Annotated in this window: 5 protein-coding genes and 1 pseudogene; all 6 read right to left on the reverse strand. The window is 48.1% G+C overall.

The genetic code is table 11. The annotated features are described in order from the left end of the window. Positions 1–611 (reverse strand): hypothetical protein (locus Q0095_RS00555; protein WP_297880383.1); only part of this gene is annotated, 611 nt, incomplete at its 3' end. A 153-nt stretch (positions 612–764) separates the two neighbouring features. Beyond that, on the reverse strand, positions 765–1,322 hold the full coding sequence (gene pgsA / locus Q0095_RS00560; protein WP_297880389.1) for a CDP-diacylglycerol--glycerol-3-phosphate 3-phosphatidyltransferase: 558 nt from the start codon (positions 1,320–1,322) through the stop codon (positions 765–767). Continuing rightward, positions 1,319–2,098 (reverse strand): enoyl-ACP reductase, encoded by a 780-nt coding sequence (locus Q0095_RS00565; RefSeq protein WP_291937459.1) that lies wholly within the window; start codon positions 2,096–2,098, stop codon positions 1,319–1,321. Before Q0095_RS00565 ends, pgsA begins: the two co-directional genes overlap by 4 nt. Next, positions 2,099–2,995, reverse strand: a complete 897-nt coding sequence (dapA, locus tag Q0095_RS00570) for a 4-hydroxy-tetrahydrodipicolinate synthase (protein WP_297880385.1) — start codon at positions 2,993–2,995, stop codon at positions 2,099–2,101. Beyond that, positions 2,988–4,241 (reverse strand): pitrilysin family protein, encoded by a 1,254-nt coding sequence (locus Q0095_RS00575; protein WP_297880387.1) that lies wholly within the window; start codon positions 4,239–4,241, stop codon positions 2,988–2,990. The genes dapA and Q0095_RS00575 overlap by 8 nt, the downstream gene beginning before the upstream one ends. 1,091 nt (positions 4,242–5,332) lie before the next feature. Next, positions 5,333–6,385, reverse strand: a pseudogene (locus Q0095_RS00580) (quinone-dependent dihydroorotate dehydrogenase); the annotation flags it as partial. Positions 6,386–6,660: the final 275 nt, after the last annotated feature.

The raw sequence follows: 6,660 nt of genomic DNA on the forward strand, positions 1-6,660 counted from the left end.
TCAAGAGTTTTTATGATCTCGCTTTGCAGAGTTGCGAAATCGCGCCCTTTAAGACCGGCTAAATTTGCGCCTTTTCTATCGGCTACCAAAGCGCAAGCTGTAAAAATCATCCTATGCTTTAGGTTGTTGATGCCAAAATTTATATGTAGGTTATCATTTATTGATTTAGTACATAAGTAAATTTTAGGCTTATCTATACTGCTCTGAGTAAATAGCTTAAGATAGTAATCTTTGCTAAAAAGCTCACTATCTTCTCTATAAAATTTATCGTTTTTATAAATTATTGCTTCGTTGCCATTATATAAAATACCTATTACTTGATTGTATTTGCTTCTTGTTATGTTTATATATTCTTGAAGTTGCGGTAAATTTTGATCCAGATTTGAATTCGGCTCATAGGCTTTGGTCTCTAAAATTATGGCAACTTCGTTTATATCGTGCGGAAAATACCAACCGTCGGGCTTTTTATTAACCCCGCTAAAACCAAGTTCATTAAACGTAGTTATTTGTCCGACGCCGCTTTTAGCGTATTTTGAATCTTGAAATTTTAGTAACGCTCCAGCATTTTGCCTAATTACATCTTCGCTAACTCTCGAAGTCCCATACATCATAACAATTTTCCTTAATTTTGCCTATATATTACTATTAATCTAATGAGCGGCACGTAGATTTTTATCCTACATACACCCAAGGATAAGATTGCATAATTTGTGATCCATCATATTTCATTTGGTTCAAATTTTATTCCAAATTTAAACCAAACTCTAACTCTTTTTCGTAGCCTTAGCATACGCCGCGACGTATTCAAAGCCCGAATATAGCGTCAGTACAACTGCGATCCAGAGTAGGGCGTTTGCATAGGGCCATTGCATCGTTAGCCAGCCGATAGCGATCATCTGAAAGACCGTTTTTACCTTGCCCGCCATCGACGCGGCGACCTCTACGCCGTCGCCCGCCATCGCTACGCGAAGACCCGTGATGAAAAACTCGCGGATTAGGATCAGATAGATCGCCCACGGGCTAGCGCGTCCGATAAACATAAGCCCCAAAAAACCCGCAAGCGTAAGCATCTTATCGGCGAGCGGATCGATGATGGCGCCTAGTTTGGTCTTCTGGTTCCAAGAGCGCGCGATGTATCCGTCGAAAAAGTCCGTGACGGAGGCGATGACGAAGACTAGCGCGGCAAAATAATCGATCCAGCTTATGTGCACCGAGCCCACCATGCCGCCGTTCGCATGGCCTGCTAGTAAAATCAGCCAGAAAAACAGCGGCGCCAGCGCAACGCGAAAGCTCGCTAAAATATTGGGTAAATTTAGCATTATTTAAAGGTCGTTCCGCCGTCGACGATGAAGGTGTGCCCCGTCACCCAGCTAGCCTTGCTCGAGCATAGAAATAAACATGCTCCCGCCAAATCCTCCGGCTGCCCCATGCGTCCTAGCGGGCTAAGCTCGGCGGTTTTGTCGCGTACCTCTTCGTAGTTGGTAAAGGCTCGCAGCGCGTCCGTCTCGATCGGTCCGCCGCTAACGACGTTTACGCGGATGTTTTTTTCGCCGAGCTCGGTAGCGGCGTAGCGCGCCATCGCCTCAACTGCGGCTTTCGCCGTGCCGTGACCCGCGTAGTTTTCGATATAGACTAAATTTCCCGTGGAGCTAAGCGAGATGATCGAGCCGCCGCCTACCGCTTCCATGCGCTTTGCTGCCTCTTGCGCGCCCACGACGAAGGCATTTACCGTCGCTGTAAAGATATTATTGATACCGCGCGGCTTTAGCCTCATAAATTTAGTGTATCCGCCCGCGACCGCGCGACCCGAGATGATGGCGTTTGAGATGAAAAAATCCACTCGCGCAAAATCCTCGTCGATCTTGGCAAAGAGCTCCTTGTAGGTCTCGGGCTCCAAGATATTGAGCGCATAAGCGCGCGCCTTGATGCCGTAAGCCTTCTCAAGATCGGCTGCTTGCGAAGTCGCTAGCTCCTCGTTGGAATTATACGTAAAAGCGATATTTGCCCCTGCAGCTGCGAATTCCAAAACTATCGCCCTGCCTATGCCTCTCGTGCCGCCGCTGATAACTAGCGTTTTTCCTTTAAATTCGTTCGTCAATTAAAATCCTTTGATAGTGTATTGTTTCATTACGTTTTCTATTTTTTTGAGATTTTCCGCGCTCGGCTCGCAAAGCGGCAAGCGGTACTCTAAACTCGGCGTTAAGCCTGCAATATACATCGCCGCTTTGATCGGGATCGGATTGCTCTCGCAGAATAAAATTTTATTGATCGCGTAGAGATTGTCGTTGATCTGCTTAGCTTTTAAAAACTCATTTTGCAGCGCAAATTTCGTTAGTCTCGCCGTGTAATCGGGCAGTAAATTTGCGGTGACGGAGATCACACCCTTGCCGCCGTTGCTTAGGATCGGATAGTTGATCGCATCTTCGCCGCTAAGCACGCTAAGGCGCGGCTCGTGTGCGAGCAGATCGACGCATTTATCGATGCTGCCGCTTGCTTCTTTGACGCCATAGATGTTCTCGCAGTCGTTAAAAAGCTTGATGATCGTATCTGCGGCGATGTCGCAGCCGGTGCGACCAGGGACATTGTAGAGTAGCACCGGCAGATCTACCGAGCTTGCGATCGCCTTGTAGTGTAGATACAATCCTTTTTGGGTGGGTTTGTTGTAGTAGGGTGCTACGGATAAAATTCCGTCCGCGCCGTGAGCCTGCGCAAACTGCGCGAGCCCGATCGCTTCGTGAGTTGCGTTGCTGCCCGCGCCCGCCAGCACCTTGACATCCGTGCCCTTGCACGCATCTACGGCGATCTCGATACAGACGCGATGCTCGTCGTGCGTCAGCGTCGCGCTCTCGCCCGTGGTACCGACGGGCACGACCGCGCTTATGCCGTTTGCGATCTGTCTTTTGATGAGCTTAGCGTAGGTCTGCTCGTCGAGTTTACCCTCTTTAAAAGGCGTGATCAGCGCCGTCATAGAGCCGATTATGACATTTTTATTCATCGTTTTCCTTTCGTAAGATAATGCTCGTGGAGCTTTTAAGGCTTAGATAGGTTTTCATCGCTTTTTTAACCGCGCTTTTATCCAGGCTTTTGATCTCGCGCTCCAGCCTAAATAGCGCGTCCAGATCGCCGCGGACGATGTAGCTGCCGTACATCTGCGCTACCTTGCTAGCGCTGTCGAGGGAGTAGATCAGATCGCTACTTAGGGTGTTTTTGATCTTTAACATATCGTCGTCGCTTATTTTAGCTTTTTTGGCTTTTTCGATCAGCGCTAAAATTTCACTCCTCAGCGCCTCGCCGCTTACGCCTTGGTTACAAACGCCAAAGACTATAAATAAATTCTCGTCCTTGGCGCTCATATCGTAGATGTTGATCTGATTGGCGAGCTTTTTTTCATCGACCAGCACGCGCTGCAAAAGTGAGCTCTTGCCGCCGCTAAGATATATATCCATCGCTTTGATCGCCGCGGCGTCAGGATGGTTAAACGGCGGAATTTTAAAGGCGACTGCAATGATTTGCGCCTCGCTGCTTTTGTAAATAACGCCAAGCTTCTCGCCGTCTTGCGCGGGCTCGGTGCAGTGAAGGTGCGGAATTTCGCTTTTGTTTTTTACGGGCGCGAAGTGTTTTTTGGTTGCATCAAACGCCGCCTTTTCGCCGATGTCGCCGGTGATCAGCAGCACGGCGTTTTGCGGCTGATAAAATTTAGCGTGAAATTCTTTGATATCTTTGATACTCCAGTTTTCGATGTCCTTGCGAAAGCCGATCGGCGTCCAGTGATACGGGTGGTACAAAAACGCAGCGTTATAGAGCCTGAAAAATAGATATCCGAACGGATCGTTATCGGTGCGCCACAGTCGCTCTTCGAGCACGACCTTGCGCTCGGGCTGAAATTCTTTGTCTTTGAGGCTTAAATTTTGCATTATGTCGGCGTAAAGATCCAAGCAGACCTCTAAATTTGAGCTCGCGCACTTGATGAAATAGTGCGTGTAATCAAAGCCCGTGCTTGCGTTATTCACGCCGCCAAAGCCCTTTACGATCGCGTCGAACTCGCCCGCTTTGCGATTTTTCGTGGATTTAAAATTTAGATGCTCCAGCATGTGCGCTATGCCGCTTTTGCCCATCGTCTCGTCGCGCGAGCCGACGTTGTAAAACACGTCCACGCTGATGACGCCGCTGCCTTTATTCATCGGAATGTGATAAATTTGAAGCCCGTTTTGTAGCGTGATTTTCTTAAATTTCGGAAACATTAATCTTTTTTCGCCTTTCGTTTTTTGTTTGAGTTTTGCTCCGCGTCTTGGGCGCCGCTCGCTTCTTTAACCTCTTTAAGCTCTTTGGCCTCGGAATTTTTAGTTTTGGCGCTGCTTTGCTTTGCGTTTTTGCTCTTGGAACTTTTGCTTTCTGCGCTACTTTTTGGCGCGGCTTTAGTTTTAGAATTTTTGCTTTCTATGTCGTTTTTTGGCGCGGCTTTAGTTGCGGTTTTATTTTTCGGCGTGGTTTTAGTTTTGACAGTTTTGCTCGCCGTGCCGCCTTGTTTTGCTTTTTTGGCCTCTAAATTCTCGCTTTTTGTGTCGCTTTTCGAGAGATTTTTAGCTGTGGCATCTTTCTGCTGCGAGGCGTTGTTATCCTGCACGACGTCTTTCCGCGAGGCGTCATCATACTGCGCAGTACCCTTCTGCGCGGCATCTTTTTGCGTAGCGTCCTTTGAAATTTTACCGCGCTTGGAGGTTACGTCGCTTTTTGAAATTTGACTTTGTTTTTGATCCGCACCGTTTTTGGAAGCTCTTTTTGAAATTTTATCTGGCTTCTCATCGGCGCCGTCTTGCTTTGCGCTTTTAGCCTCTAAATTTTCGCTTTTTGCGCTGCTTCGTTTTGTATTTTTAACCTCGGAATTTTTGTTATTCGCGCTACTTTTAATCTCTGAATTTTCGCTCATCTCCCCGCTTTGCTCGATCGATCTTTGATCCGTCGCGGTATCCGCGCTTGCTAAGACGTTTAAATTTGCCGAAGTGCCGGAATTTTCATCCGCTTCGGAGCCCGAGCCTGTTTTAGTGCTCGAAATTTCATCTGCTTGAACACTCGAAATTTCATCTGTTTGAGCGGCGGGAATTTCATCCGCTTGGGTGCTCGATATTTCGCTTTTGTCGTCGTTAGAATTTTCGTCCGTATCCTTACTTTCGGGCTCGTTTGAAATTTCGCTCGTTTCCTCACCTTCGGCCGTGCTTGAAATTTCATCCGTTTTGGCATTCGCCTCTTTGTCTTCGCAAGCGCGCAAATCCGCGCCGTCGCCGCGACTTTCGGCTTGATCATTTCTGATGCCGTATCCTTCGCCCGCGCGATCTTTTAAATTTACCCCGACCGCCTCGCCGACGCTATTAAAGCCGTCTGCGCGCAAAAGCTCTGCCAGCCCCTCGTTGATCAATTTTGCGACGAACGGACCTTTGAAGATAAAGGCGGTAAAAATTTGAACCAGACTCGCGCCTGATTTGATGCGCTCGTAGGCCTCCTGCGCGCTGTCTATGCCGCCGCAGCTGATTAGGATCGTGCGGCCGAAGAGCTCGCGAGCGACCTGTGCGAAAAGCTTTCGCGATTTTTCGGTGATCAGTTTGCCGCTTAGGCCTCCGAAGTCCCTAGCGTTGGGGCTTAGTGAATAATCAACGCTCGTGTTGTTTATGATGATGCCGCTTGCGCCGCTTTGCACCGCACACTCGCACAGCGCGATTGCCTGATCCGCGCTCATATCGGGCGCCAGCTTTAAGACGAGCGGCCTGTTCGTAATCTTTTTCATCGCTCCTATCAGCTCGCTTATGAAGCTGTTTTCTTGCAAAGCACGCAGATTGGGGGTATTCGGCGAGCTTACGTTGATGATGAAAAAATCGCACAGCCCGTCAAATTTACGCGCCAAGACCTCATAATCGCTCAGCGCATCCTCGTTCGAAGTGGCTTTATTTTTGCCGATATTTGCGGCGATCGGGATTTTAAAAGGATAAATTTTTCGCACGCGATGCTCGATAACGTCGGCGCCTTCGTTGTTAAAGCCCATAGCGTTTTGGATGCTCTGTTCGCTAACGAGGCGAAAAAGTCGCGGCTTTTCGTTGCCGCTTTGAGGTCGCGGCGTAAAGGTGCCAAAATCGATGTGTCCGAAGCCAAGAGCGGCTAGCGGCGCGATCATCGTGGCATTTTTGTCGAATCCACCCGCGATACCTACGGGGTTATCGAAGCTGAGATTCCATATCTTTTGAGTTAAAATTTCATCTTTATAAACGCCGAATTTTGCCAAAGCCTCAAGCCCGCCCGGAGTCGCATAGAGCGCGCGAAGTCCGAATTCTGCGATCTTGTGAGCGGTTTCTGGATCGAATCGAAAAAAGATTTTTTTCAAGGTATCATAATTCATAATTTTTCCTCAAATTTTGCGTAATGGTAGCTAAAATTTAATTAAATATAGATAAGGATTTCGCGCTGAATTGCAATTCGCGGCGGTTAAATTTAGTTTTAGAATTATGCGAGAGATGCCGGTAAAATTTCTACGGCTTGCAATGAGCGGTTTAAATTTACGCAGAAGTTCAAAGATGTGCGGCGTAAATTTTATAAATTTAGCCTGCCTTGATACGTGCCGAAACGCGCGGCGTCCATGGCGCGGCTCGCAGTGGCGGGCGTTGCCGCGATTTT

The organism is uncultured Campylobacter sp., assembly GCF_938045535.1.
GTDB lineage: Bacteria > Campylobacterota > Campylobacteria > Campylobacterales > Campylobacteraceae > Campylobacter_B.